General features: G+C 43.6%; 27 protein-coding genes and 2 pseudogenes. 20 read left to right on the top strand and 9 right to left on the bottom strand.

Features of this window, described 5'->3' with window-relative positions:
• Nucleotides 1-15: 15 nt before the first annotated feature.
• The 9 genes from sufC (at nt 16) to yunB (ending at nt 8,883) form a co-directional block, all read left to right on the top strand.
• A complete protein-coding gene (gene sufC / locus AR334_RS17565; protein WP_066314295.1) occupies nt 16-801 on the top strand; it encodes a Fe-S cluster assembly ATPase SufC in 786 nt (261 codons plus the stop codon).
• 22 nt (nt 802-823) lie between these two features.
• Entirely contained in the window at nt 824-2,125 is a 1,302-nt protein-coding gene (gene sufD, locus AR334_RS17560; RefSeq protein WP_066314293.1) for a Fe-S cluster assembly protein SufD, read from the top strand.
• Complete coding sequence (locus AR334_RS17555; RefSeq protein WP_066314291.1) at nt 2,125-3,354, top strand: cysteine desulfurase; 1,230 nt, start codon at nt 2,125-2,127, stop codon at nt 3,352-3,354. Before sufD ends, AR334_RS17555 begins: the two co-directional genes overlap by 1 nt.
• A complete protein-coding gene (sufU, locus tag AR334_RS17550) occupies nt 3,344-3,784 on the top strand; it encodes a Fe-S cluster assembly sulfur transfer protein SufU (protein WP_066314289.1) in 441 nt (146 codons plus the stop codon). The genes AR334_RS17555 and sufU overlap by 11 nt, the downstream gene beginning before the upstream one ends.
• A 72-nt stretch (nt 3,785-3,856) precedes the next feature.
• Nucleotides 3,857-5,254, top strand: a complete 1,398-nt coding sequence (gene sufB / locus AR334_RS17545) for a Fe-S cluster assembly protein SufB (RefSeq protein ID WP_066314287.1) — start codon at nt 3,857-3,859, stop codon at nt 5,252-5,254.
• 118 nt (nt 5,255-5,372) lie between these two features.
• The gene (locus AR334_RS17540; RefSeq protein WP_066314283.1) at nt 5,373-6,218 is read left to right on the top strand and encodes a DUF72 domain-containing protein; all 846 of its coding nucleotides are present in this window, start codon (nt 5,373-5,375) and stop codon (nt 6,216-6,218) included.
• A gap of 45 nt (nt 6,219-6,263) precedes the next feature.
• Complete coding sequence (locus tag AR334_RS17535; RefSeq protein ID WP_066314281.1) at nt 6,264-7,616, top strand: bifunctional UDP-sugar hydrolase/5'-nucleotidase; 1,353 nt, start codon at nt 6,264-6,266, stop codon at nt 7,614-7,616.
• Nucleotides 7,617-7,681: 65 nt separating this feature from the next.
• On the top strand, nt 7,682-7,984 hold the full coding sequence (locus AR334_RS17530) for a YunC family protein (protein WP_066314279.1): 303 nt from the start codon (nt 7,682-7,684) through the stop codon (nt 7,982-7,984).
• Between the two features lie 107 nt (nt 7,985-8,091).
• Nucleotides 8,092-8,883, top strand: a complete 792-nt coding sequence (yunB, locus tag AR334_RS17525) for a sporulation protein YunB (protein ID WP_066314277.1) — start codon at nt 8,092-8,094, stop codon at nt 8,881-8,883.
• 27 nt (nt 8,884-8,910) lie between these two features.
• On the opposite strand, the gene AR334_RS17520 is transcribed toward yunB, so the two are convergent.
• On the bottom strand, nt 8,911-9,888 hold the full coding sequence (locus AR334_RS17520; protein WP_066315355.1) for a M23 family metallopeptidase: 978 nt from the start codon (nt 9,886-9,888) through the stop codon (nt 8,911-8,913).
• A gap of 309 nt (nt 9,889-10,197) precedes the next feature.
• Here AR334_RS17520 and lipA point away from each other — a divergent pair, with 309 nt between their 5' ends.
• Entirely contained in the window at nt 10,198-11,136 is a 939-nt protein-coding gene (lipA, locus tag AR334_RS17515) for a lipoyl synthase (RefSeq protein WP_301337171.1), read from the top strand.
• A gap of 47 nt (nt 11,137-11,183) precedes the next feature.
• On the opposite strand, the gene AR334_RS17510 is transcribed toward lipA, so the two are convergent.
• Nucleotides 11,184-11,825, bottom strand: a complete 642-nt coding sequence (locus AR334_RS17510; protein WP_066314270.1) for a YhcN/YlaJ family sporulation lipoprotein — start codon at nt 11,823-11,825, stop codon at nt 11,184-11,186.
• Nucleotides 11,826-11,942: 117 nt separating this feature from the next.
• Between AR334_RS17510 and AR334_RS17505 the strand changes: the two genes are divergently transcribed.
• Entirely contained in the window at nt 11,943-12,218 is a 276-nt protein-coding gene (locus tag AR334_RS17505; RefSeq protein ID WP_066314267.1) for a YutD family protein, read from the top strand.
• Nucleotides 12,219-12,245: 27 nt separating this feature from the next.
• Here the strand turns inward: AR334_RS17505 and AR334_RS17500 are convergent, their stop codons facing one another.
• Nucleotides 12,246-12,539 carry a cytosolic protein gene (locus tag AR334_RS17500; RefSeq protein ID WP_066314265.1) on the bottom strand — a complete coding sequence of 98 codons (294 nt, stop codon included), beginning with the start codon at nt 12,537-12,539 and terminating at the stop codon, nt 12,246-12,248.
• 57 nt (nt 12,540-12,596) lie between these two features.
• The gene (locus AR334_RS17495) at nt 12,597-12,863 is read right to left on the bottom strand and encodes a DUF3055 domain-containing protein (RefSeq protein WP_066314261.1); all 267 of its coding nucleotides are present in this window, start codon (nt 12,861-12,863) and stop codon (nt 12,597-12,599) included.
• Between the two features lie 181 nt (nt 12,864-13,044).
• Between AR334_RS17495 and AR334_RS17490 the strand changes: the two genes are divergently transcribed.
• From AR334_RS17490 to AR334_RS17480, 3 genes are read left to right on the top strand one after another with little or no spacing between them, the layout of a single operon-like run.
• Nucleotides 13,045-14,346, top strand: coding sequence for an EAL domain-containing protein (locus AR334_RS17490; protein WP_066314258.1), 1,302 nt, complete (start codon nt 13,045-13,047; stop codon nt 14,344-14,346).
• Between the two features lie 29 nt (nt 14,347-14,375).
• Entirely contained in the window at nt 14,376-14,813 is a 438-nt protein-coding gene (locus AR334_RS17485; RefSeq protein WP_066314256.1) for a DUF86 domain-containing protein, read from the top strand.
• A gap of 57 nt (nt 14,814-14,870) precedes the next feature.
• A complete protein-coding gene (locus tag AR334_RS17480; protein WP_066314254.1) occupies nt 14,871-15,635 on the top strand; it encodes a TIGR01457 family HAD-type hydrolase in 765 nt (254 codons plus the stop codon).
• Nucleotides 15,636-15,668: 33 nt separating this feature from the next.
• Here the strand turns inward: AR334_RS17480 and AR334_RS17475 are convergent, their stop codons facing one another.
• Nucleotides 15,669-16,169: a phosphatidylglycerophosphatase A gene (locus tag AR334_RS17475; protein WP_066314252.1), complete on the bottom strand. Its 501-nt coding sequence runs from the start codon at nt 16,167-16,169 to the stop codon at nt 15,669-15,671.
• A gap of 181 nt (nt 16,170-16,350) precedes the next feature.
• Here AR334_RS17475 and yutH point away from each other — a divergent pair, with 181 nt between their 5' ends.
• Both yutH and AR334_RS17465 read left to right on the top strand, forming a co-directional pair.
• A complete protein-coding gene (gene yutH / locus AR334_RS17470; protein ID WP_066314250.1) occupies nt 16,351-17,358 on the top strand; it encodes a spore coat putative kinase YutH in 1,008 nt (335 codons plus the stop codon).
• A gap of 51 nt (nt 17,359-17,409) precedes the next feature.
• Complete coding sequence (locus tag AR334_RS17465; RefSeq protein ID WP_066314249.1) at nt 17,410-18,399, top strand: D-glycerate dehydrogenase; 990 nt, start codon at nt 17,410-17,412, stop codon at nt 18,397-18,399.
• A gap of 208 nt (nt 18,400-18,607) precedes the next feature.
• Here AR334_RS17465 and AR334_RS17460 read toward each other — a convergent pair.
• A pseudogene (locus AR334_RS17460) lies at nt 18,608-18,869 on the bottom strand (NifU family protein).
• Between the two features lie 123 nt (nt 18,870-18,992).
• Between AR334_RS17460 and AR334_RS17455 the strand changes: the two are divergent.
• On the top strand, nt 18,993-19,319 hold the full coding sequence (locus AR334_RS17455) for a YuzD family protein (protein WP_066314244.1): 327 nt from the start codon (nt 18,993-18,995) through the stop codon (nt 19,317-19,319).
• 43 nt (nt 19,320-19,362) lie between these two features.
• Here AR334_RS17455 and AR334_RS17450 read toward each other — a convergent pair whose 3' ends face one another.
• Both AR334_RS17450 and AR334_RS17445 read right to left on the bottom strand, forming a co-directional pair.
• On the bottom strand, nt 19,363-19,728 hold the full coding sequence (locus AR334_RS17450) for an iron-sulfur cluster assembly accessory protein (RefSeq protein WP_066314240.1): 366 nt from the start codon (nt 19,726-19,728) through the stop codon (nt 19,363-19,365).
• A gap of 139 nt (nt 19,729-19,867) precedes the next feature.
• Nucleotides 19,868-20,107: a YuzB family protein gene (locus AR334_RS17445; protein WP_066314238.1), complete on the bottom strand. Its 240-nt coding sequence runs from the start codon at nt 20,105-20,107 to the stop codon at nt 19,868-19,870.
• A gap of 232 nt (nt 20,108-20,339) precedes the next feature.
• Here AR334_RS17445 and AR334_RS17440 point away from each other — a divergent pair, with 232 nt between their 5' ends.
• The gene (locus AR334_RS17440) at nt 20,340-21,407 is read left to right on the top strand and encodes an NAD(P)/FAD-dependent oxidoreductase (protein ID WP_066314236.1); all 1,068 of its coding nucleotides are present in this window, start codon (nt 20,340-20,342) and stop codon (nt 21,405-21,407) included.
• A gap of 56 nt (nt 21,408-21,463) precedes the next feature.
• On the opposite strand, the gene AR334_RS17435 is transcribed toward AR334_RS17440, so the two are convergent.
• Nucleotides 21,464-22,459 (bottom strand): NAD(P)/FAD-dependent oxidoreductase, encoded by a 996-nt coding sequence (locus AR334_RS17435; protein WP_066314233.1) that lies wholly within the window; start codon nt 22,457-22,459, stop codon nt 21,464-21,466.
• 429 nt (nt 22,460-22,888) lie between these two features.
• Here AR334_RS17435 and AR334_RS17430 point away from each other — a divergent pair, with 429 nt between their 5' ends.
• Both AR334_RS17430 and AR334_RS29030 read left to right on the top strand, forming a co-directional pair.
• On the top strand, nt 22,889-24,106 hold the full coding sequence (locus AR334_RS17430) for an NAD(P)/FAD-dependent oxidoreductase (RefSeq protein WP_066314231.1): 1,218 nt from the start codon (nt 22,889-22,891) through the stop codon (nt 24,104-24,106).
• Between the two features lie 204 nt (nt 24,107-24,310).
• Nucleotides 24,311-25,683: pseudogene (locus AR334_RS29030) on the top strand (IS1182 family transposase); the annotation flags it as partial.
• Nucleotides 25,684-25,776: the final 93 nt, after the last annotated feature.

Raw genomic sequence — 25,776 nt, 5'->3', positions numbered from 1 at the left:
TGCGGAGGTATAAAAATGGCTGGATCGACTTTAACAATTAAGGATCTGCATGTTGCGATCGATGGGAAAGAAATTTTAAAAGGTGTCAACCTTGAAGTAAAAGGCGGAGAAATCCACGCAATCATGGGTCCAAACGGTACAGGTAAATCTACATTATCGGCTGCCATCATGGGTCACCCAAAATATGAAGTGACTAGTGGCAGCATTACTTTAGATGGTCAAGATGTTTTGGAAATGGAAGTGGATGAGCGCGCTCGTGCCGGTCTATTCCTAGCAATGCAATATCCAAGTGAAATCAACGGTGTAACCAATGCTGACTTCCTACGCTCGGCGATTAACAGCCGTCTTGGTGAAGGAAATGAAATTTCGTTAATGAAATTCATCCGTAAGATGGATAAGCAAATGGAATTCCTTGAAATGGATCTTGATATGGCACAGCGTTACCTCAACGAAGGGTTCTCCGGCGGTGAGAAAAAGCGTAACGAAATTCTGCAGCTTATGATGCTTGAGCCAAAAATCGCCATTTTGGATGAAATTGACTCTGGTCTTGATATCGACGCGCTTAAAGTTGTTTCTAAGGGTGTCAACCAAATGCGCGGGGAAGACTTTGGCTGCTTAATCATCACTCACTATCAGCGTTTATTAAACTACATCACTCCTGACCATGTCCATGTTATGATGCAAGGCCGTGTCGTTAAATCAGGCGGGCCTGAGCTGGCACAACGCCTAGAAGCGGAAGGGTATGACTGGATCAAGCAAGAGCTTGGAATTGAAGATGAAACAGTTGGGCAAGAAGCTTAAAGCTTGAGTTAGGAGGATTATCATGACAATCGAAACTATTGATACTGGTTTTGTTAGCTCTTTTTCAAAAGGGATGAGCGAACCTGCTTGGTTTGAAGAGCTTCGCCTTAAGGCATTGACGCAATTGGAAGAATTACCAATGCCTAAACCGGATAAAACGAAAATTGATAAATGGAACTTTACACAATTCAATCGACATACTGTCACAAGTGCTGCCTATGCTTCACTTGGGGAACTTCCAGAAGAGGTAAAAGCTTTAGTTGACCTTGAAGCGCAAAACCAGAATTTATATATCCAGCGTAACCAGACTCCTGCATTTTTGTCATTGTCACAGGAGTTAAAGGATAAAGGCGTGATTTTTACCGATATATTTACTGCAGCCAGAGATCATAGCGATCTTTTGAAAAAATACTATATGACACAGGCTATTAATGCCGATGAGCATAAGTTGACTGCGCTTCATGCGGCACTGGTGAATGGCGGAGTGTTCTTATACGTACCAAAGAACGTGGAAATCTCCGAACCAATCCAGGCTGTTTATGTGCATGATGATGCCGAAGCAAATTTGTTCAACCATGTGCTCGTAGTTGCTGATGACAATTCTTCTGTCACATACGTAGAAAACTACATTTCGACGATGGAAGTATCAGGTACCTTGGCGAATATTTTAACCGAAGTGATTGCCAATACAAACGCAAGAGTACAATATGGTGCTGTGGACACCCTGGCCAAGGGAATGACCACCTATGTGAACCGTCGCGGTGTTGCCGGCAGAGATTCCCGGATTGAATGGGCACTTGGCCTGATGAATGAAGGCAATACCATTTCTGAAAACACGACCAACCTGCTTGGTGACGGTTCTTATGGCGATACCAAGACGGTTGTTGTCAGCCGTGGTGACCAATCACAGAACTTTACAACCAAGGTTGTTCATTTTGGCAAACACACGCAAGGAAACATCTTAAACCATGGAGTTGTAAAAGATAGTGCGAGTTCTATCTTTAACGGTATCGGCAAAATTGAGCATGGTGCTTCAAAATCCGATGCCGAGCAAACTTCACGTGTTCTGATGCTTAGTGAAAAAGCACGCGGGGATGCCAACCCAATTCTGTTAATTGATGAAGACGACGTTATGGCTGGACACGCAGCTTCTGTTGGCCGTGTAGATCCAGTTCAGCTTTATTATCTGATGAGCCGGGGGATTCCACAGACAGAGGCAGAGCGCCTAGTCATTCATGGCTTCCTTGCGCCGGTCGTTAACCAGCTTCCAGTTGAGCACGTAAAGAAACAATTAACGGAAGTTATCGAAAGGAAAGTAAGATAATGAATATCCACGATATTCGCAGCCAATTTCCGATACTACATCAAGAGGTTAACGGGAAGCCGCTCGTTTATCTGGACAGTTCTGCCACTTCGCAGAAGCCGATTCAGGTAATCGAAACGATTGAAAAGTATTACCGCGAATACAATTCAAATGTCCATCGCGGTGTGCATACACTAGGAACAAGAGCAACTGATGCTTACGAAGGTGCCCGTGAAAAGGTGCGTAAGTTCATCAATGCCAAGTCCACTCAAGAAGTTATTTTTACTAGAGGCACGACGACTTCCATCAACACGGTGGCAGCAAGCTATGCGGCCGCCAACCTGAAGGAAGGCGATGAAATTGTCATTACTTACATGGAACACCACAGCAACATCATTCCGTGGCAGCAGGTGGCAAGACGGACCGGGGCCCAGTTAAAGTACATCCCCCTTCAAGAGGACGGAACCATTACACTGGATGATGTCCGGGCAACCATTACTGCTAACACAAAAATTGTCTCGGTGATGCAGGTATCCAACGTACTCGGCGTCATTAATCCCGTAAAAGAAATCGCCCAAATTGCCCATGAGCATGGTGCTGTGATGGTCGTCGATGGTGCACAGAGTGCTCCGCATATGAAGATTGATGTGCAGGATCTCGATTGCGATTTTCTTGCTTTCTCAGGTCATAAAATGTGCGGTCCAACTGGAATAGGCGTACTTTACGGCAAAAAGCATTTACTTGAAAACATGGAGCCAATTGAATTTGGCGGCGAAATGATTGATTTTGTACAGCTGTACGAATCGACATGGAAAGAACTGCCGTGGAAATTTGAAGGTGGAACACCGATTATTGCAGGTGCTATTGGTCTCGGTGCGGCGATCGACTTTTTAACTGAAGTCGGCCTTGACAACATTGCTGAGCATGAGCACAAGCTTGCAGCTTATGCGCTTGAAAAAATGGCAACGGTTGAAGGCATGACCATTTATGGTCCGCTTGACCCAGCAAAGCGCGCCGGTCTGGTGACGTTCAATTTAGCGGATGTTCACCCACACGATGTCGCCACTGTATTGGATGCGGAAGGGATTGCCGTCCGTGCCGGCCATCATTGCGCCCAGCCGCTGATGAGATGGCTAAAGGCTTCGGCTACAGCACGCGCCAGCTTTTATCTTTACAACACCGAAGAAGATATTGATAAACTTGTTGAAGGGCTTGTCAAAACGAAGGAGTATTTCAGCGATGTCTTCTAATTTAGATGCATTATACCGAAGAGTAATTATGGACCATTACAAAAATCCGCGTAATCGCGGGGTTTTAGAGGATGGCAATCATACGATTAACATGAATAACCCAACCTGCGGCGACCGCATTCAGTTGACCCTTAAGGTCGAAGATGGCATAGTGGTTGACGCCAAGCAGGAAGGCGAAGGCTGTTCGATTTCTATGTCTTCAGCATCAATGATGACCCAGGCAATTAAAGGCAAAAAAATTGAAGAGGCACTAAGGCTGTCCAAGATTTTTTCCGATATGATGCAGGGCAAAGACTATGATGAAGAAGATGTAGATTTAGGCGATATCGAAGCGCTTCAGGGCGTATGCAAATTCCCGGCCAGAATCAAGTGCGCAACACTAGCTTGGAAGGCGATGGAAAAGAGCCTGAAAGAAAAGGAACAAGAATAATACGAATTTGGAAGTGGCCGGGGGGCTTGCCGGCCTGGTGCTTCCCTCTCGTAAAATAGGAGGAATACGACGATGGCGAAGAAAATGCCGGAGATCGGTGATTATAAATATGGTTTTGCCGATAAAGACGTTTCCATATTCCGCTCAAAGCGTGGTTTGACCCGTGAGATTGTAGAAGAGATTTCAAAAATGAAAGACGAACCACAGTGGATGCTTGACTTCCGTTTAAAATCTCTTGAGCATTTTTATAAAATGCCAATGCCACAATGGGGCGGCGACTTAAACTCTTTAAACTTCGACGAAATTACCTATTATGTAAAACCATCTGAGAAATCAGAGAAATCATGGGACGAAGTGCCGGAAGAAATCAAAGCGACTTTCGACAAGCTGGGAATTCCTGAAGCCGAGCAAAAATATCTTGCCGGGGTTTCTGCCCAGTATGAGTCTGAAGTTGTTTACCATAACATGAAGGAAGACCTTGAAGCACTTGGAATCGTGTTTAAAGATACCGATTCTGCGCTTAAGGAAAATGAAGAAATTTTTCGCAAGCACTGGGCTACGGTTATTCCGCCAACAGATAACAAGTTTGCTGCGCTTAACTCTGCTGTATGGTCCGGCGGGTCGTTCATTTATGTTCCACCAGGCATTAAAGTGGATACTCCGTTACAGGCGTATTTCCGAATCAACTCAGAAAACATGGGTCAGTTTGAAAGAACACTGATCATTGTTGATGAAGGCGCACATGTACACTATGTTGAGGGCTGTACCGCTCCTGTTTATACAACGAATTCACTTCACAGTGCAGTTGTTGAAATCATTATTAAAAAAGGCGCTTACTGCCGTTATACCACCATCCAAAACTGGGCAAACAACGTTTATAACCTGGTTACCAAGCGCGCGGTCTGCGAAGAAAATGCGACAATGGAATGGATTGACGGTAATATCGGTTCCAAGTTGACGATGAAGTATCCTGCGGTTATTTTAAAAGGCGAAGGCGCCCGCGGTATGACATTGTCGATCGCGATTGCCGGTAAAGGTCAGCACCAGGATGCCGGAGCGAAAATGCTTCACCTGGCGCCGAATACGTCATCTACGATTGTTTCGAAGTCGATTTCTAAGCATGGCGGTAAAGTAACGTACCGCGGTATCGTTCACTTCGGCCGCAAAGCTGATGGTGCCCGCTCTAATATCGAGTGCGATACGTTGATTATGGATAACCAATCAACTTCTGATACAATTCCTTACAACGAGATCTTGAACGACAACATTTCACTTGAGCACGAAGCGAAGGTTTCCAAGGTTTCCGAGGAGCAATTGTTCTACTTAATGAGTCGCGGCATTTCCGAGCAGGAAGCAACCGAAATGATCGTAATGGGCTTCATTGAGCCGTTTACAAAAGAACTGCCAATGGAATACGCCGTTGAGATGAATCGATTGATCAAGTTCGAGATGGAAGGCTCTATCGGTTAATATTTGGAAAAAATCACCCGCTTGCTGGGATGGCAGGCGGGTTTTTCCTATATCGGGAAAATTTTTAATTTTTCAAAAAGGGTTATGCTATTATTAGTAATAAATGGAGGTGAGTTTGTTGATTTATATCGGTGTTACAGGCTGGGGCGACCATGACAGCTTATACACGGGCCAAATTGCTTCAAGGGATAAACTAAAGGAATACGCCGGGCATTTTCCAACAGTCGAGGTTGATACAGCGTTTTACGCCATACAACCCAAACGTAACTCCCTGAATTGGGTCAACGAAACTCCTAAAGGCTTCCAGTTCGTTGTCAAAGCCTATCAAGGGATGACTGGCCATCTCCGTGGTGAAATCCCGTTTGAAAATAAAAAAGCCATGTTTCAAGCGTTCAAGGAATCATTAGAGCCCTATATAGAGAAAAATAAACTTGCGATGGTTCTATTTCAATTCCCGCCCTGGTTTGATCTAAAAAGAGAAAATGTTGATTATTTACGCTGGTGCAAGCAGGAAATGGAGGAATTCCCATGTGCCTTGGAATTTCGGCATCAATCGTGGTTCATCCCGCAATACCGCCAGCAAACGCTCGATTTTATGAAGATGGAAAAATGGATCCACAGCATCTGTGATGAGCCGCAATCTGGGGAAGGTTCGGTTCCGACTGTGTTGGAGTCGACCCATCCTGAAAAGGTCCTAGTCCGGTTTCACGGCCGCAATGTTTTTGGCTGGCAAAAGCGCAATGCCGAAAATTGGCGAGAGGTGCGCTACCTTTACAAGTATAATCAGCTGGAACTAAAGGAATGGGCAGGCCATGTCCGTTCATTGGAAGAAGCATGCAAAGACGTCTATCTTCTGTTTAATAACAACTCCGGCGGAGATGCGGCAGACAATGCAAAGCAAATGATAGAGTTACTACATATTGAATATGATGGGCTTGCTCCTCGGCAGCTGGATTTATTTTAAATAAACAGTCGGGATTCGAGAAACTCATCAAGGAATGGAAGGCTAATGGAAAAAATTTATCTTTACCATACCAATGATTTACATAGCCATTTGGAAAATTGGCCGCGAATCAAGCAATTTTTACAAAAGCAGCAAAAGCTACACCACGAAAGCGGAGAAGACAGTTTCCTGTTTGACATCGGTGATTTCATCGACCGCTGGCACCCATATACGGAGGCAACCATGGGCATAGGAAATATAGCGCTATTAAATGAATGCCGCTATACTGCCGTCACGATTGGCAATAATGAGGGAGTCAATCTGCCTCACGACGATTTAGACAAGCTTTATGAGCATGCCGACTTTGATGTCCTGGTCGCGAACTTCTTTAATAAAGACGGCTCTTATCCTGACTGGGTGAAGCCTTATAAAATTTATCAGACGCCAACAGGAACAAAAATCGGCGTTCTCGGGTTAACGGCCATGTTTGCCCAGCTATACGATCAACTGGGGTGGAAGCTGACCGAACCAATAGAGGAATTAAAACAATGGGTTAAACAGCTTAACCAGGAGTCGGATTTGGTAATCCTGCTATCACATTTGGGCCTTCGGGACGATGAGAGGATTGCTGCAGAGTTCCCTGAAATTGATGTCATTTTGGGCGCCCATACCCATCATGTGCTGGAGACCGGAGAGATGGTCGGCGACACTCTTATTGGGGCAGCGGGTAAGTATGGCTATTACGTTGGCCAGGTCATACTCGAGATAAACGACCAAAGGACGATCAGCAGTAAAAGTGCCTTACTTTTTAACGTGAACGACCTCCCTCCTGTCAAAAATGAGGAGCGAGAGATTCAGTTATTTTTTGATAAAGGAAAAGAGCTGTTATCACAGACCATTACGACGCTCCAGAGGACGTTGGTAGCTGACCCTTTTAAGGAAACAGACTTGGCCATGTTGTTATGCCGCGCGGTAAAGGAATGGTGCCAAGCTGATTGTGCAATGATTAATGCAGGGCTGTTGTTGGGGCCACTGGCAGGCGATGTAACGAAGTATGATTTGCTCACGATTTGCCCGCATCCGATCAATCCATGTGTTGTCGAGTTAACCGGGGAGGAATTAATCGCTGTTATCGAAGAATCAATGGATGAAACCCTCCATCATCGGCATATAAAAGGCCTGGGATTCCGAGGTGATAAATTGGGGATATTTGTTTATGACGGGGTTGAATTTGTGGAGGGAAGGGTCCTAATTGGAGGAAGGGAGCTTGCTCCAGAAAAAACATACACCTTAGCTTTGCCCGATATGTTTACATTCGGCCATTTTTTCAAGAGGGTTATTCTGCAAAAGGCTAAAAATTATTTTCTGCCGGAATTCATGCGCGATCTGCTGAAATGGAAGCTGCAGTCAATGTCCTAAATTGGGACACACGCTTTTTAACCTGCTTTCATACTGTGTTAGTAGGGAAAGGAGTGTGGAATCCTTTGATCAATCTATCACCAGTTGAAATTGAAGGCCATACGTTTTTGGCCGTTTCGGTGTTACTTCCTAAAACTACCCTGCTTGCCGTGACAAGCGAAAAAGGATATATTATGTGCGGTGCCTTGGATGTCGGGTTACTGAATGAAAAGTTAAAGGACCGCAAAGTCATTGCTGGCAGGGCTGTTGGCGTGCGGACGATTGAGCAGCTGTTAGATGCTCCGCTGGAGTCTGTAACACTCGAGGCAGAAAATTTGGGAATCAAGAAAGGGATGATCGGCAAGGACGCCTTGCTGAAAATGCTGTAAAAAAGTCTGCCTTTAAGGCAGGCTTTTATTTTTACCCTACTTGTTCAAACATTAATGGGCTAGACCACCCCCTTTAAGCATACATATAGCTTGAAGGGGTGATTTTTTTGGCAAAGTTTCGCAGAAGGTTATCAAAGCGTGGACCATTGCCCTTCCGCTATGTCATTCTAATAACAATCGTATTTTTTCTGTTTACGACCGCTATTGGAATCTTGCTTGTCAACAAGGGAATAGAACCGACTTTGATGCGATATGCAACATCTGAAACCCGAAATATTGCATCCCTTGTTATTAATAGAGCCATTACAAAACGAACAACCAATGTGGGGGAAAATAATAATGTCATCCAAATTATCCCTAGTGCAGATGGCTCGAAAGAAAATGCGCAATTAAATACAGATTTGATTAATAGGGTTTTAGCTGAAACAACAGCACAAATTCAAAAAAACTTAAAGTCTGCCAAAGCTGGCAATATCGCCTCATTGGAGCAGTTAACCGACGTGGAAATTGAGACAGAAGAAACTTCGTCAGAAGATGGGATTGTATGGTATGTTCCGCTCGGGCAGGCCACCAATATCACTTTATTGGGGAACCTCGGTCCGAAAATCCCAGTTAAATTCCATGCTATCGGTGAGGTTGAACCTGATGTTCATATCGAAACGGAGCCAATTGGAATCAACAACACGTGGATTAAAGTTTCGGTAGAGATCGAAGTATCTGTGCAAATTATTACCCCATTTGCAACAGAGATTACAAAGCTAAAGCAGACCATACCTGTGGGCGGCACCTTGATTCAGGGGGAAGTCCCGCAATTTTATAATAGCGGCGGAGATTCAACGCTCTCCATTCCTGTTCCGGAAAAGAAAGCAAAACCAACAAAAAAATCAGGAGGAGAATAAAGGACTGTCCATTTTGTGCGGACAGTCCTATTTCTTCACGGCACGGGCCCGTTCAAGCCGTTTCCATTTTGCCAAATGCGGATACGGGTCAAAAGACCACTCGGTAATTCCGTTGTCTTTATACATCCCATAGTGCAAATGCGGTGGGAATTTCCCGGAGGTTCCTGGTGGTCCATAGCCGGAGCTTCCTACTCCGCCAATCAGCATGCCAGGTTCAACAATTTGCCCAACCTTCAAATCCTTCGCAAAGCCGCTGAGATGGGCAAAGTAATGATAGTTGTTGTTAATATCTCGAATTCCGATTCTCCAGCCGCCAAACTTGTTCCAGCCCTTGATTTCAATGACACCGTAACAGGTTGCCCTGACCGGAACGCCGTATCCGGCGAAAATGTCGGTACCTTCATGAATTCTGCGTCCCCCCCAGCCGCGGGCGTCTCCCCACGTGCTGCGATAGCTATGATTGCTGCGGAGCGGAACAGGAAATACGTTTGCATCCAAATTAAGCCGTCCATAATGTCGGTAGATTTTTGCGTAATTGGCAATGCTGCCTACTGTTCGGTCGCGGCGGTAATAATTCCATAACCCGATTTTAATATTATCATGGTCAACACCATAGGAAAGCAGGTACTTGGCAAATGCATATAAGACATCCTCGTCGCTTTTGAGGCTAGCCTTTCCATCACCATCCCCATCAACACCCATTCCATTAAAAAAAGAGATGATTGCAGGGTCTTCTTCGGCAAGGTTCGGGTTGGTCAATCCTACCCACACCTCAGGCTTAAAATAGATGGCGATAAGCCGATCCGGCTTAGGCAAGTCACGGCGAACGTTACGCACATTTCGTTCATATTGATCAATTGCCGCCAGGTAGTACCAAGGAATTTGCGTAACTGTTTCAACTTTTTTATAAAGCTTCATTCGTTCCCAATAGGGGTCGATTTCACTGGCATAAGCATTTCTTGGAACAATTATTGTAATAAAGAACAAAAGGAACGTTCCAATCATCAGAACAGCCCTCACAGGAATCATCCTTCCCTTTGAATGTACAAAATTAGTTTATGGAACCTAGGAAATTTCATAATGGTTAATATATGGTAATCAAAAGGTATTTCGCCGAATCTGGTGTGTATTTCGCCAAACTTGGGCGAATTTTCGCCGAATTTGAAGATGTTTTCGCCGAACATATGGAGTATTTCGCCGGATTCACATCATATTTCGCCAAACCTTTTTTGAAGCCCCGCAAACAAACCCCTTCGCTTGTCGTTCCATCCCCGGTATGTTAAAGTGACAAAAGAAGATGTTGTTTTTGATCATATAAGGGGTGTAATCATGAGCAAGCAAGAAGAAATTTTACGAAAACCGGAATGGTTAAAAATAAAGCTAAATACAAATGAGTCTTACACTGGCTTAAAAAAATTAATGCGTGAAAAAAATCTACATACGGTATGTGAGGAAGCGCGCTGCCCGAACATCCATGAATGCTGGGCGGTTAGAAGAACAGCCACGTTTATGATTCTAGGCGACACCTGTACCCGCGCGTGCCGTTTCTGCGCCGTAAAAACTGGCCTGCCGACCGAACTTGATTTGCAGGAGCCGGAACGGGTTGCCGACTCGGTTCAGCTTATGAACCTGAAGCATGTGGTCGTGACTGCTGTGGCCCGCGATGACCTGAAGGATGGCGGTGCAGCCGTTTTTGCAGAAACTATCAGGGCCATTCGCCGCAAGAATCCATTTACCAGCATTGAAGTGCTTCCGTCAGATATGGGCGGAAAAGAAGAAAATTTGAAAATGCTGATGGATGCGAAGCCGGATATTCTGAACCACAATATTGAAACAGTTAGACGATTAACTCCAAGAGTCCGCGCCCGGGCTAAATATGATCGTTCTCTTGAGTTCCTACGCCGCGCCAAAGAAATGCAGCCAAGCATCCCGACGAAATCCAGTCTGATGATTGGCCTTGGGGAGACAAAGGAAGAAATTATCGAGGTTATGGACGACTTGCGCGCGAACAATGTAGATATCATGACGATTGGCCAGTACCTGCAGCCAACCAAAGGTCATTTAAAGGTTGAAAAATATTACAGCCCTGCTGAATTTAATGAACTGCGGGAGATTGCCCTCAGCAAAGGCTTCAGTCACTGTGAAGCAGGTCCGCTGGTTCGTTCTTCATACCACGCCGATGAGCAAGTCAATGCAGCAGCAAAGCATAAACAGATGCTTGGAGAGCAAACACAAAACGCCCAGGAAGCATAAAGAAATAAAGGAGTTCGGCCCATAACTCGGGTCAGAACTCCTTTTTATTATCGATTTGTCATTGTCCGGTCCGAATCATCCGGTGTAAGGCCATTTTCGTCCTCACTGTCGTTCATCCGGTTGCCCTGCGGCGATTTTTTCATTTGTTTTATTACCTGATTGACCGAGTCGCGCGCTTTTCTATTGTTTGAATCAAAGCTTGCTAAATTTTCAACATCTTGCATTAAGGCCTCATTGTCGCTGACATACACATGGTAAAATCTTGGGACGACAGACATGGCGGTTCTTTTTACCTGATCGGCTGTCATTTTGCGATCCTTTGAATTGGTATCATAGGCCACCAATACTTCCTGGTCGGTAACAAGGGTCGCAACATCATTGACATGTGGAATATTGACACTTAACTTGCTGATAACGTTAGCTACCTGTTCGCGGTCAAGTGCTGAATAAGTGTCATTGGCGGTGTTGTCGTTCATCAAAGGGCTTTTCTGATGACGGACAAACCCATAGGAGGTACTGACGTTGCGAACATCCTTGGTTGCTCCCTCCCGATAAAGCTCGTGGCGTTTATTATTAACATTAATGGTATTGCCGCTTTCTTCATAGACATCGCGGTTCGCCGTGTCCTTTTGGCAGCCAGCGAGCGCTGTCAGTGTACACAGTCCCGCGATTACAACTAGCTTTTTCAATGTGAAAACACCTCCTTTTATTAGAATTTCCATACGAGATGTTTTTTTTCTTAGTAATTCATGGTGAATCGGTTATAATGGAGTTTAGAACCGCTGGCAAAAAAGAGGTGACAAGGTATGGTAACGATCAATAATTTACATTACGAACTGGTGCAGGAATTTCGCGACGGCTTTAACGAGGATGCGCTGAAAGCCAGGTATAGCGATATTCTGTCCAGATATGACTACATTGTCGGTGATTGGGGATACGGCCAGCTTCGCCTGAAAGGCTTCTTTGATGACCAAAACCAAAAAGCAACCTTTGATACAAAAATCAGTACATTAAGCGAATACCTTTATGAATACTGTAATTTTGGCTGTGCTTATTTTGTATTGAAAAAGGTAAAAAAATAAAACGAAGGGCAAATGCTCCTTCGTTTTTTACGTTTCATTATTATTATACGGTGCCTGTTGATCGGTTGATTTATTATCATGCGGCGGATGGGCGCCTGGCACTTGCCGAGGCAGATCTTGGTGCAGCGATTTAAATTCGTAATTAAAGCTGCTGTAGCGGCGCTGACCTTCCTTCCAAGGGGTGCTTTTTAATTCAACGGGTTCATTTTGCCTGATTAGCGACCCAAACGGCCCGTCGGGGAATTCTTCGGCAGTCAGATAATTCCGCTGTTTTTCCACATTCGAGAAATCACCGTATTTCTCAGCATCCTTTTCAGCCATGTCGCTCACTCCTTTGTTCCATAGTATTTCTAAAGGGGCGAAAAACATGAGCTTACTTTAAATAATTTCAATCAGAAAAGATTTCAGTTCCTCTGCTTCTTCTTCATTCAGTTGAAAGGCATACTCCAAATAGCCCTCTTCCTGCAAGTCATCCTGGCCAATAATCGCAAAACGGTTCCCCTGCATATTTAAAACAAGCGACTTGCCATAATGCCTGTCGGACTTCATGATGGCTAAATCATAGCGCTGGTTTTCACCCACAAAGCTGACAAACCTTGTCCTTGTATTTTCCATATCATCATATAAGAAAAAACGATCTACCATAACAGTCTCCTTTATCAGTCCTATTGAACACCTTCTATCATATCAAAATAATCTCGAGGATGGGAAGCTTTGAGGATTTTCCCAACATAGTCTGAAAAAAACCTGTAAAAAAAATAGAATAATGTAAAAATATGTTACAATATAACTAACTATGATGTCTGAAGCTAGAAGAGGGAAATTTATGATCCGCCGCTCCATCGACAAAGTGAAAGAAATAATGCAATGGGGAAAGCTTCTATTGCCTCTTTCTTCATTACGATTTTATCCACCTAAATTCGTGCTGCGAAATCCAGTATTAGAGGGAGTCGTCACCGCTTTTCAAACGGGGCATGAAGTGGCCGTTATTGTGTTTAATCTGCAAAATGTTGCCGAGTTGGCCGAACAGCTCGGGGAGAACCAGCATCGTCATTTGCAAAGGCAGATTAAGAAGGCATTTCGGGAAGTTGTATTAGAAGAACTGGATGAACAGGATATTATCTCCCTTCATGATTATTATGGGGATGGACTTACCTTAGTTGTTCAGGTGGATCATGATTGCCATTACATATCCGAAATGGACCGAATCATGAAGAACCTGACAAACCCGGTGGAAAAAAGGCTGCATAAGCTTTACCAATCGATTCAGCTTCAGTTTGAAACAGGTTATATGTTTGTTGACAAAAAGCATTACTCTATTCAGGAATCGATTGAAAAAGCGCAGCGGCAGGCGATTGCCATGGCCGAAAAAAGACTTGCCGCCAAATATGACAGCATGTTTTATACAATCAATAATATTATTTCCCAAAAGAATATCAAGCTGCTGGCACAGCCGATTATTGATGTTGCTACAAATGAAATCCGGGCGTGGGAAATGCTGACCCGCGGTCCAAAAGGAACGGCTTTGGAGAGTCCCTTGCCGTTATTTTCCGTTGCCAGACAGACTGGGACACTCTATGAACTAGAAATGATTGTCCTTGAAAAAGCGTTGGAACAAATAAAGGCAGCCAAATGCCGTGATGATGTCTTTATTAATTTTACTCCGATCACACTTGGAAACATTCGCTTCACCAGGGATGTAAAAAATCTGCTCCAGCGCGTTCGCACCATTTTGCCGACACAGATCATCATTGAAGTTACGGAAAATGATTCAATCGAAGGGCTCAAAGATTTCATTTATAATATAAAAATGTTACGATTAATGGGGTTCCGAATTGCAATTGATGATACAGGTGCTGGATATTCCAATTTGAGTACGATTAGTGAGATTATGCCTGATATCATCAAAATTGACCGATCCCTTATTTCAAATATCGATAAAAATTCTTTAAAGGAATCCATGCTTAAGGGGTTATTGCTGGTGGCTAGGGAAGCAGGTTCCCTCGTTGTTGCCGAAGGAATCGAAAGTGAGGAGGAAGCCTCAGTCCTGACCCGCAATAAGGTTGACCTCGCCCAAGGCAATTTTTACGCTCCGCCAACGGTATTGATGAGGGACATGGCAACGTAGAATTGATGATGATGAAGGAAGTGGAGTACATGTATTTTGTTGACCGGGAAAAAATTGAAACTACATTAGTGTATTTGGAAACGCAGACTAAGCTTTTCTCGGAGGTCAAGGAATGGTCTACACCGCTAGAAAAGGCCGCTTTGGAGCGGGTGGCGCAGATGATGTTGGAGTCCGTATTGGATGTTGGCAATTCCATGATTGACGGATTTATTATGCGTGACCCGGGGAGCTATGAAGATATTATTGACATTTTAATGGACGAAAAAGTCATCAGTGCAGAAACTGGCAGTAGCTTGAAAACCTTGATTGGTTTTCGCAAAATGCTTGTTCAATTTTACACAGAAATTGATCATTCGGAACTAATCCGACAATTATCCAAGCATTTACCGGCCTTGGACCTTTTCGCGTCAAATGTCCGTGATTATTTGACAAACGAATTAGGACCGGTATCCGCATTTAAAAATTAAGACCGCCGAACGGTCTTTTTCTTTTATGGGAGAAGCTATTTTTAGAGGTGATTTTTTTTGAAAAAATATAATGGGTATTTAATTGATTTGGATGGGACGATGTATCGAGGCACAGAGCGGATTGAGGCTGCTTCCGATTTTGTCAAAAAGTTAAAAGAAAAAGGGATTCCATACTTGTTTGTGACCAACAATTCATCCCGGACGCCGGCCCAGGTTGCCAAAAAACTACTCGACTTTGACATTCCGGCTTCCGAGGAGCTTGTGTTTACGACAAGCCAGGCAACAGCAAATTACATATATGAGTTAAACCCCGGTGGCACAGTCTATGTGATTGGGGAAGAGGGAATTAGAACGTCGCTGGAGGAAAAAGGGTTCCAGTTCGCCGGGGAAGATGCCGATTTTGTTGTTGTCGGAATAGACCGGGAAATCAGTTATGAAAAATTGGCCGTGGCCTGCCTTGCCGTCCGCAATGGGGCAACATTTATCTCGACTAATGGCGACATAGCCATTCCGACCGAGCGCGGGCTTCTGCCGGGGAATGGATCTTTGACATCTGTCATTGCCGTTTCCACACAAACTAAGCCTATCTTTATTGGAAAACCAGAATCCATCATCATGGAACAGGCTTTAAAGGTGTTGGGAACAGCCAAAGAAGATACATTGATGGTTGGTGATTATTACGATACCGACATACTTGCGGGCATGAATGCCGGCTTGGATACATTGTTGGTTCATACCGGAGTCACAACGAAAGAACTGTTGAAGGGTTACGAACAACAGCCAACTCATACAGTTGACACTTTGGATCATTGGGAACCATAAAAAGGATGGCATATCGCCATCCTTTTTAATAACTTATTCAACATTCGCTGCCCGGTGCGCTAATCTGCTTGAGGCCGCAGCGGCAATCGCGCCGACAATGTCATCTAAGAACGTATGGCACTCGCCGGTAGATTTATCATTTAAATGAGCCAATATTCCTGGTTTTTGTTTATCGATGTAGCCGTAGTTCGTGAAACCGATTGAACCGTACACATTCACAATTGAGAAGGCGAGGATTTCATCGACTCCATAAAGGCTTTCGTCGGTGGCAATGATCGATTGAAGCGGCTCCTCAAGCATACCCTTCTCTGCAAGAATGTCTAACTGGATGCCCGTGATAATCGCATTTTGCACCTCGCGTTTTGAAAGTACTTTTTCTACGTTTGCGATGCAATCTTCCATTTTTAAATTTTCGTGGTATTTTTCCTGCAAATAGAAAACTAAATCGGCGATGTCCTGTACTTCAACGCCTCTTTCTTTCAACCATTTGCGTGCTTTATCCTCTACGTGATTAATCTTTTTGTCAGCTGCCATTCCTCGGATCACCTTTTTCTGTAAATTTTTCTATATATATACTCCATTAGCTTATGATATGCAAATTTCTTTAAGACAATCAAATAAAATGTCTTACTTTTTTATAAAGCAGAAGACAACAAGTTTTAAGGCATCGATACATATAAATGTCTTAGAAGAAGGTAGGAAATGGGGTGAAAAAATGCTGCAGAAACTGCTTGAGACTCACTACGGGGTCAAGGCCGAGGAACAGCTGAAAATTGACCAGTTTGATGCGCTGAGAGGCAATGGCTGGCTTTACCTAATTGCGGCAATCCGCAATCGTGAAGAAGCCGATATTCAAGAATTGGGCAGCATTGCCGAGCATTTAAGGAAATTCGGAGACCAGAGTGTCCCGATGTTTTTGCCGACGAAGGATGGTTCGTACATCGCCACCTGGGATCAAAATAAATATTGTGTTCTTGCCAATCGGCAGCTGGAACAGCAACAGCGAAAAACAAAGATCGGCAGAAAACTGGCAAAGTTTCATGAGCGCGGCAGAAGAGTGCCATTTCAAATTCAGCGGTCAAGCCGGATCGGCCAATGGAAGGGAATCTGGGAAAAGCGGCTGGAGCAAATGGAACGGGAGTGGAACCGTCTTCTGTTTCAAACGCCGGAGGATGAGTTTGAAAAAATGTTTGTCGATTCATTTCCTTATTACATGGGGTTAACAGAGAATGCGATTCAGTATTTGGTCGATACGGAAATCGATGATTCGCCGCTCGAAACCGACAGCGGGACCGTTTGCCACGAAAGGTTTACGAAGGTGACTTGGGGCAGCCGCTATTTCAAAAATCCATTTGATTGGGTTTTCGACCACCCGAGCCGTGATTTGGCCGAATGGACGAGGGAACGGTATTTTCGCAATAACCAGACCTATGACGTTGAGGTAAAGCAATTTTTCGATGAGTATCAAAGCGTTGTTCCGTTATCGCCTTTTTCCTGGCGGCTATTGTATGCCCGCCTGATTTTCCCGCTCCATTATTTCGAATGTGTGGAAAATTACTACATTACCCGTTCCGAGCAAGAAAAGAAGCTTTTGGAGGAGCAACTAGCCAAAATATTGCGCCAATCACCGGAGTATGAACGTTTTCTAGCCGGCTTCTTTCAAATTTCTGGAGCGCCGATCAATCAGGTAAACCTTCCGCAGCTTGAATGGCTGTTTATATGATTTATGTTAAACTAAAAGGCGAGGAAACAGGTTGAGGAAAGGGATGCGGCAATGAAACCATATGTTTTTATAACAAGGAAACTACCAGAGGAAGCGATTAAACCACTACTTGAAAAATTCGAAGTGCATATGTGGGAACACGAAGCCATTTCTGTTCCCCGTGATGTGCTGCTGGAGGAAGCGGCCAAGGCGGATGCGCTGTTTACGATGTTGACTGAGGCAATTGATGAGGAACTTTTAACGGCAGGGAAAAACTTGAAGGTCATCGCCAATATGGCGGTTGGTTATGACAATGTCGATGTGGCCGCGGCTACTAGGAAGGGGATTGCAATTTGCAATACGCCCGACGTTTTGACGGATGCGACGGCGGATCTGACTTTTGGCTTGCTTATGACTGCGGCCCGGCGGATTGTTGAGGCGGCGGAGCTGGTTAAACAGGGAAACTGGCAAAACTGGAGCCCATTATTCCTGGCTGGCAAAGATGTCCATCATAAAACAATTGGGATTGTGGGAATGGGAAAAATTGGCGAAACAGTCGCTAAACGGGCTACTGGCTTTGACATGAACATTCTTTACTACAACCGAACGAGAAAGCCCGAGGCGGAAGAGAAGTTGGGAGCGGTGTATGTTTCATTTGATGAACTCCTTTCTAAGTCCGATTATGTTGTCTGCTTGACGCCTTTGACTCCGGAGACCAGGGGAATGTTTTCCCGTGAAGTTTTTCGAAAAATGAAATCGTCAGCGATTTTCGTTAATGCAGCAAGAGGAGCGGTTGTTGACGAAACGGCATTATATGAGGCATTAATGGCGGTGGAGATCGCCGGTGCCGGCCTGGATGTGTTTGAAAGAGAGCCGATTAGGGCGGATCATCCGCTTCTTACGCTTCCGAATGTCGTTGCCTTACCGCATATCGGTAGCGCCACCCTCGATGCCAGAACAGACATGATGCAGCTGTGTGCCGAGAACATTGAAGCGATTTTGGAGGGAAGGGCACCGAAAACGCTTGTCAATAGAGAATGGTTGACAAGGGTGAGGTCCTAATTTGAGCTGTGTGACAATTGAGCAAGGCTGAACGACAATTGGAAGCAGTTTAACGACAATTGAGCAAGGCTGAACGACAATTGGAAGCAGTTTAACAACAATTGAGCAATGCCGAACGACAATTGGCTATACTTAAACCACAATTATGCTCAACCCCACAAAAAAGCGATTGCTTCTTCATCCAGCAATCGCTTTTCCTATGATGTTATTAAAAAACCTGCTCTACTTCAACGACGCCAGGAACTTCTTCCAATAGCGCGCGTTCGATACCTGCTTTTAGTGTGATGGTCGAGCTTGGGCAAGAACCGCAAGCACCCAGCAAACGAAGTTTTACAATTCCGTCCTCCACATCGACTAATTCGCAATCTCCGCCATCGCGAAGAAGAAACGGACGTAATTTATCTAATACTTCCTGTACTTGTTCAAACATTACTTGTTCTGACATAATGATCGACTCCTTTCCTACTTATATTATACTGAGGTCAATAGTAAAAATCCATTATCAGAATTTGGGGAAACGCACAAAAAGCATTTTCATCGTTTTTATCATTTGGATAGTATAAAATAAAAGAAAACAGTAAGGAATGGTAGCTATGGAATTTACCGAAGTGGAAATTGTCCTATACGGCGCCGAGCAATTATGCCCGAGCTGCGTGAATTTGCCATCATCCAAAGAAACTTTTGAGTGGCTGGAAGCGGCCATCGCCAGAAAGTTTCCCGATCAGCCGTTTAAAATGACCTATGTTGATATTTTCCTGCCCCCGGAAGAGACCGAGAAATCGGAGTTTGCCAAACGTGTGATCGATGAAGATATGTTTTATCCGGTCGTCGTCATTAAGGATAAGGTGGTAGGCGAAGGAAACCCGCGGCTAAAAACAATTTATAGCGAGCTTGAGAAATATGGATATACAGGAGCATAAAAAATAGACTGACCCTTTAAATCGGGCTCAGTCTATTTTTTGCTTAACATTCCTCAGGAGTACCTGTCGCTGTTGCGGTTCTGAACGAAGATCCACAGCCGCAAGAAGCAATCGCATTCGGATTATCAATCGTAAATCCGCCGCCCATCATCGATTGCTTATAATCAATTTTAGTGCCATTTAAAATTGGTGCACTTTCTTTATCGACAAGAACTTTAATGCCAAACTGCTCGAACTGGTGGTCATCCTTGCCTACTTCATGGTCGAAGCCCATTCCATATGACAGGCCGCTACAGCCGCCGCCCTTTACGCTGACGCGCAAGAACGCACCTTCTTCTTCATTGTGCTTCATCATATCTTTAATTTGCAACGAGGCCGCTTCTGTTAAAATTACGAAATCCTGGCTCATGAGAAATCCCCTCCTTCAAAAATTTGAGGCTTTTATCATTAGTATAAACACATGTTTGAAACTACTCAACCTATTCGACTTTTATGAATAGGATATGCCATATAGTTCGAAAAGGGAGCGGCAAACGCTCCCTTTTAATTTAGAACATTGGATTCTCTTCCAAATACTGATAAATATTTTCGACCAGTTCATCTGCAGTTTTTCCGGTGACAACCTCACCGTTGACTAGAGCATAAAGAGTGGTTGCGCATTTACCGCAATAGCCGAGACATCCATATTCAATAATATCCAAATTAGGATCTCTTTCTAATTTTTCAAGTGCTGCTTGTCCGCCATTGGCAAGATTGCTGACACAAAATTCTATGATCGGCTGAATCATTGCTCTCACCTCTCCACTATTTACTTATCCTACTCCTTTTGGATAGCTTCGTCAATTACCATGTTTCTGGCAGTTCTGTCAAGTGCACGGGTATATATGTTGTTATTTTGACATATTTTCGATATACTCTAATTTGCGTGAAAAAACTGGACAACTATAAATTTATCAACAATATTTTCAATTTTAAACAAGAATACATACCAAGAATTGTTTTTCAAAGGGGATAATTAGCATGAAAAATCTAGTGATTCTCGGCGGTGGATATGGCGGGATGAAAATAATGAGCGAACTTCTGCCCAATGACTTGCCTGAGGACGTAACGATTACACTTGTGGACCGGGTTCCCTATCATTGTTTGAAAACGGAGTTTTATGCACTTGCCGCAGGAACGATTTCTGACATAGAAGTCAGGGTCGCGTTCCCTGAGCATCCACGGGTTCAGTTTCAGTACGGGGAAATAATCGGGGTTGACACAAATGCAAAAAAGGTACTGCTAAAAGACAAAGAACCGATTGTTTATGATGACCTTGTTATCGGCTTGGGCTGTGAGGATAAATACCATGGGGTGCCTGGTGCCGACCAATTTACTTACAGCATTCAGAGTATCGCAAATTCCCGAGCCACCTACTCCGCATTGAATAATCTTCCGCCGGGATCGGTTGTCGGCATTGTTGGGGCTGGACTCAGCGGTGTGGAACTAGCCAGTGAATTAAGCGAAAGCCGGGGGGATCTGCAGGTAAAATTATTTGACCGCGGCAAGCATATCCTTTCTGCTTTCCCGGATCGCTTAAGCAAGTATGTGGAAGAATGGTTTAACAGTCATAATGTCAAAGTCATTAATAATGCTAATATCACCAGGGTGGAAGAAAATACTCTATATAATCATGACCAACCGATTTATTGTGATGTAATTGTCTGGACTGCAGGGATTCAAGCGAATAAGCTTGTCCGAGAGATGGAAGGGGAAAAGGATCATTCGGGCAGGCTGCTGCTAACACCGCATCACCACTTGCCGCATGATGAAAATATCTTTGTCGTCGGTGACTGCGCGAGCCTACCGCATGCCCCAAGCGCCCAACTGGCAGAAGGGCAAGCGGTTCAAATTGTCGAGGTGCTGAAGAAACGGTGGGCCGGCGAAAAACTGCCGGAAGCCTTCCCGCAGATCAAGTTAAAAGGTGTGCTCGGTTCGCTTGGGAAAAAGCATGGATTTGCCATGGTGGCAGATCTGCCGGTTACGGGTCGAGTCGCACGTCTCATCAAATCCGGTGTGCTGTGGATGTATAAATTTCATAATGGTTAATAACACAAATAAAGAGGCGTCTCGCTTGAGGGACGCCTTTTATCTTACCTACTAAATTACTTGTCAAACATAGATGAACTATGTAACGGTTGGATTTTCGCTTTTGGATCCATGAAAGCTTTTGCATTGTTAACAGCAGTTGGCGCTTCGCCGAAACCGCAGGCGATTAGTTTTACTTTGCCTTCATAGGTACAAATGTCACCGGCAGCATAAATTCCCGGTATATTCGTTTCCATTTTGGAGTTAACTTTAATCGAGTTCTTTTCGATTTCAAGTTCCCATTCTTTAATTGGTCCAAGGGATGAAACGAAACCATAGTTACAAATGACGGCATCAACGTCGATTGTTACTTTTTCTTCCCCATTTACGGAAGCAATGACAACTTGCTTAATTCCGTTTTCATCGCCAATCAATTCAGCTGGAACATACGGTGTTTTCACATTAACCTTGGAATTAAACAGATTTTCGACACTATGTTCATGAGCACGGAATTTGTCACGGCGGTGAACAATGGTAACCTGCTCGGCAATTGGCTCAAGCATTAATGCCCAGTCAACGGCAGAATCTCCGCCACCGAATACAACTACTTTTTGACCGGCAAATTGATTGAGTTCATCAATGAAGTAGTATAAATTTTTTCTTTCGTATTGGACAGCGCTTTCAAGTTCTAAACGGCGAGGCTGGAATGCACCGTTCCCGGCTGTAATAATAACAGTTTTGGTAAAATGAACTTCTTTATTGGTGGTAAGCTTAAATGTGCCATCTTCCTGCTTTTCCACTTTTTCAACAGATTGCTCCAAAGCAACGATCGGTTCGAATTTCGCCATTTGTTCTTTTAAATTATTGATTAATTCCTGTGCACGGACTTTTGGAAACCCGGCTACATCATAAATATATTTTTCCGGATAAAGTGCTGATAATTGGCCGCCCAACTGAGGCAAGCTTTCAATTATTTTCACTGACGCTTGTCTCATTCCTCCATAAAAGGCGGTAAATAAACCGACGGGACCTCCGCCGATGATGGTAATGTCATAAACTTTTGGCTCTTGCACACCGTACCCCCCCAACTTGTAGTAACAACTCCATTCACTATAATATCACAAAATATGAAAATCCTCACATTTTTCTGGAAAAAACAAGTCCTTCAATGAATAACCATAAATTTTAAACTTGAAATAATTAACATGATATTTTTGGTAAATATATTGGTTAAATTGCTTGATATTCCGGAGGAAGTAGCATAATATGTATTGTGGATATATTGTTAAGATTTTGTGACAAAAATAGCACAATTTATGTTTATTTTTTCACAAAATGCACGGCGATGTTGGAAGGCAAATCAACTTTCCGATTTAGCTGCTATTTTTTATCTTCGTTCGTGAATTATATCACATACTTTTTTGTTTCATAAAAAATAATAATCATCAAAGCTGAGGAAGATAAAAGAAATAGAAAAAATAAAAAGGGTGGAAGTGATCTAGATGAGAAAGCCAAAAATTGTTATTCTCGGTGCTGGATACGGCGGATTGATGACAACTGTTCGTTTACAAAAACATCTTGGCGTGAACGAAGCCGATATCGTTCTAGTTAATAAACACGATTATCATTACGAAACTACTTGGCTGCACGAAGCATCAGCGGGTACGCTGCACCATGACAAAGTCCGTTATGATATACGGGATGTCATTGACCGCAGCAAGGTTGACTTTGTTCAAGCGAGTGTTGAACAAATTGACAAGGAAAACAAAAAGGTTATCTTGGATAATGGTGAGCTAGATTATGATTATCTTGTCATTGCTTTAGGAGGCGAGCCGGAAACCTTCGGCATTAAAGGGTTAAAGGAATATGCGTTCGGAATTGTCAATGTCAACTCTTCACGGTTATTGCGTGAGCATATTGAATACCAATTTGCAACGTACAGCACGGAAGAAGAAAAGAATGATAACCGTTTGACGATTGTTGTCGGCGGTGCCGGATTTACAGGAGTTGAGTTTCTTGGCGAACTGACAAACCGGATTCCAGAATTATGCCATGAATATGATGTGGATTTCCATAAAGTAAAAATTATCTGTGTGGAGGCAGCACCAACCGTTCTTCCGGGGTTCGATCAGGAATTGGTCGATTACGCTGTTTCACAATTAGAAAGAAAAGGCGTCGAGTTTAGGATTGGAACTGCCATCAAAGAATGTACTCCAGATGGAATTTTCGTTGCCAAAGGCGAGGAAGAGCCTTATGAAATCAAGGCAGGTACAGTTGTCTGGGCTGCGGGTGTCCGCGGGAACTCCGTCATTGAAAGATCAGGCTTTGAGGCGATGCGCGGACGCGTAAAAGTGCAACCAGATCTTCGTGCGCCGGGCTATGAGGATGTATTTATTATTGGCGACAGCTCTTTGGTAATCAATGAAGAAATCAATCGTCCATACCCGCCAACTGCACAAATTGCCATGCAGCAAGGAGAACTAACAGCCCGTAATCTTGCAGCCTTGATCCGTAACAAACAAGATCTTGAAGAATTTAAGTTCGATAATAAAGGGACTGTTTGTTCGTTAGGTGAACATGATGCGATTGGGGTTGTCTTCGGCAAGAAATTAACCGGAACCAGTGCATCCTTCATGAAAAAAGTCGTGGATAACCGCTCTTTATTCATGATTGGCGGAGCCGGTCTCGTATTGAAAAAAGGAAAGTTTAATGTATTTTAATGGAAGAAAGGACAGGTTTTTGCCTGTCCTTTTTACAGGCCGTTGAGAAAGTCTCTTCTCAACGGTTATTTTTTGCCATTTCCTTAATTTGGATTTATGATGGAGATGGGAGGGATTNCAGGCCGTTGAGAAAGTCTCTTCTCAACGGTTATTTTTTGCCATTTCCTTAATTTGGATTTATGATGGAGATGGGAGGGATTGGCTATGATAGGTAAAGTTATTAACCACCGTAATGATCAAGTCACTACTTCTGTGGATGAAATTGTCCCTAAAGATCACTTTTTAAGGACTATTGAAGAAACAATTGATTTTTCATTTATTGAGGAAAAGATTACCCCTTATTACTGCTCGGATAACGGCAGACCTTCGATTCCGCCAATAAATTTATTTAAAATGATGTTCATTGGATATTTTTATGGTATTCGTTCGGAACGACAGCTTGAACAAGAAATTAGAGTTAATGCCGCCTACCGCTGGTTTTTAGGGCTGTCTATGAATGACAAAGTGCCTGACCACTCCACTATCAGCTTCAACCGAAGAACTCGATTCATAAACTCCACTATCTTCGAAGAAATCTTTGATGAAATCGTTAAACAAGCCACTGGACATCGTATGGTAAGCGGTCGTATTTTAATGACTGATTCCACTCATGTTAAAGCCAATGCCAATAAAAACAAATTCATACGGAAAGTTAAAGAGGAAAGACCGAAAGTGTATATCGAAGAATTAGAAGAAGCGGTCCAGGAGGACCGTATAGAACATGAAAAAAAGCGTTAAAGCCACGTAAGGAGAGTCAGAAGGAAAAGGTTTCCCTGACACGGGTCAGCACAACAGATCCCGAAAGTGGCTTTTTAATGCGAGAAGGTAAACCAAGAGGTTTTTTCTTCTTAGATCATCGAACAGTTGATGCCAAATATAACATCATCACTGACACGTTTATTACTGCCGGGAACCAGTCAGATAGTGAAGTATATTGGGAACGCCTAAAATATCAAAAGGAAAAATTTAATCTTCCGGTAGAGGCGGTGGCACTGGATTCCGGCTACTTTACCGGCTATATTTGTAAGAAATTACATGAAGAGAAGATCTATATGGTCATGGGATATCGACGTTTTGGCAATCAAAAATTGGTTATTCCTAAACGAAAATTTCACTATGTAAGTGAATTGGATGCTTTCGCATGCCCAATGGGATGTAAATTATCATATGTAACAACCGACAGAGAAGGATACCGTCATTATAAATCCGACAAAAATGACTGTGCTGTCTGCCCACTCCGGGAAAAGTGTATGTCTTCGAATAAAAAACAAAGAGAAATAACCCATCATATTTGGGAACCATATAAGGATATCGCCAGAGCCAATAAACGAACAAAAACCGGAAAAGAGCTCTACAGAAAAAGGTGCTATACCATTGAACGGAGCTTTGCGGATTCAAAAGAGTTACATGGTTTTCGATATGCCCGAATGCGAGGGGTGAAGTGTGTCCAGGAGCAGGCTTACCTTACGGCAGCATGTCAAAATATGAAAAAAATAGCCCTCCATCTAAAGAAAAAAGGGATAGATGGAGGGCTATTTGACTGCATAATATATTTTATTAAAAGAAATCTTCAAGAATTGAAAAAAGGTTTTCATTTCTAAGCCGTAGAGTTAGGTTTCTCAACAATCTGA

It is taken from the genome of Bacillus sp. FJAT-29814 (genome assembly GCF_001510715.1).
In the GTDB taxonomy this organism is placed as follows: Bacteria; Bacillota; Bacilli; order Bacillales; family Cytobacillaceae; genus Neobacillus.
This window is presented reverse-complemented; position numbering and strand designations above follow the sequence as displayed.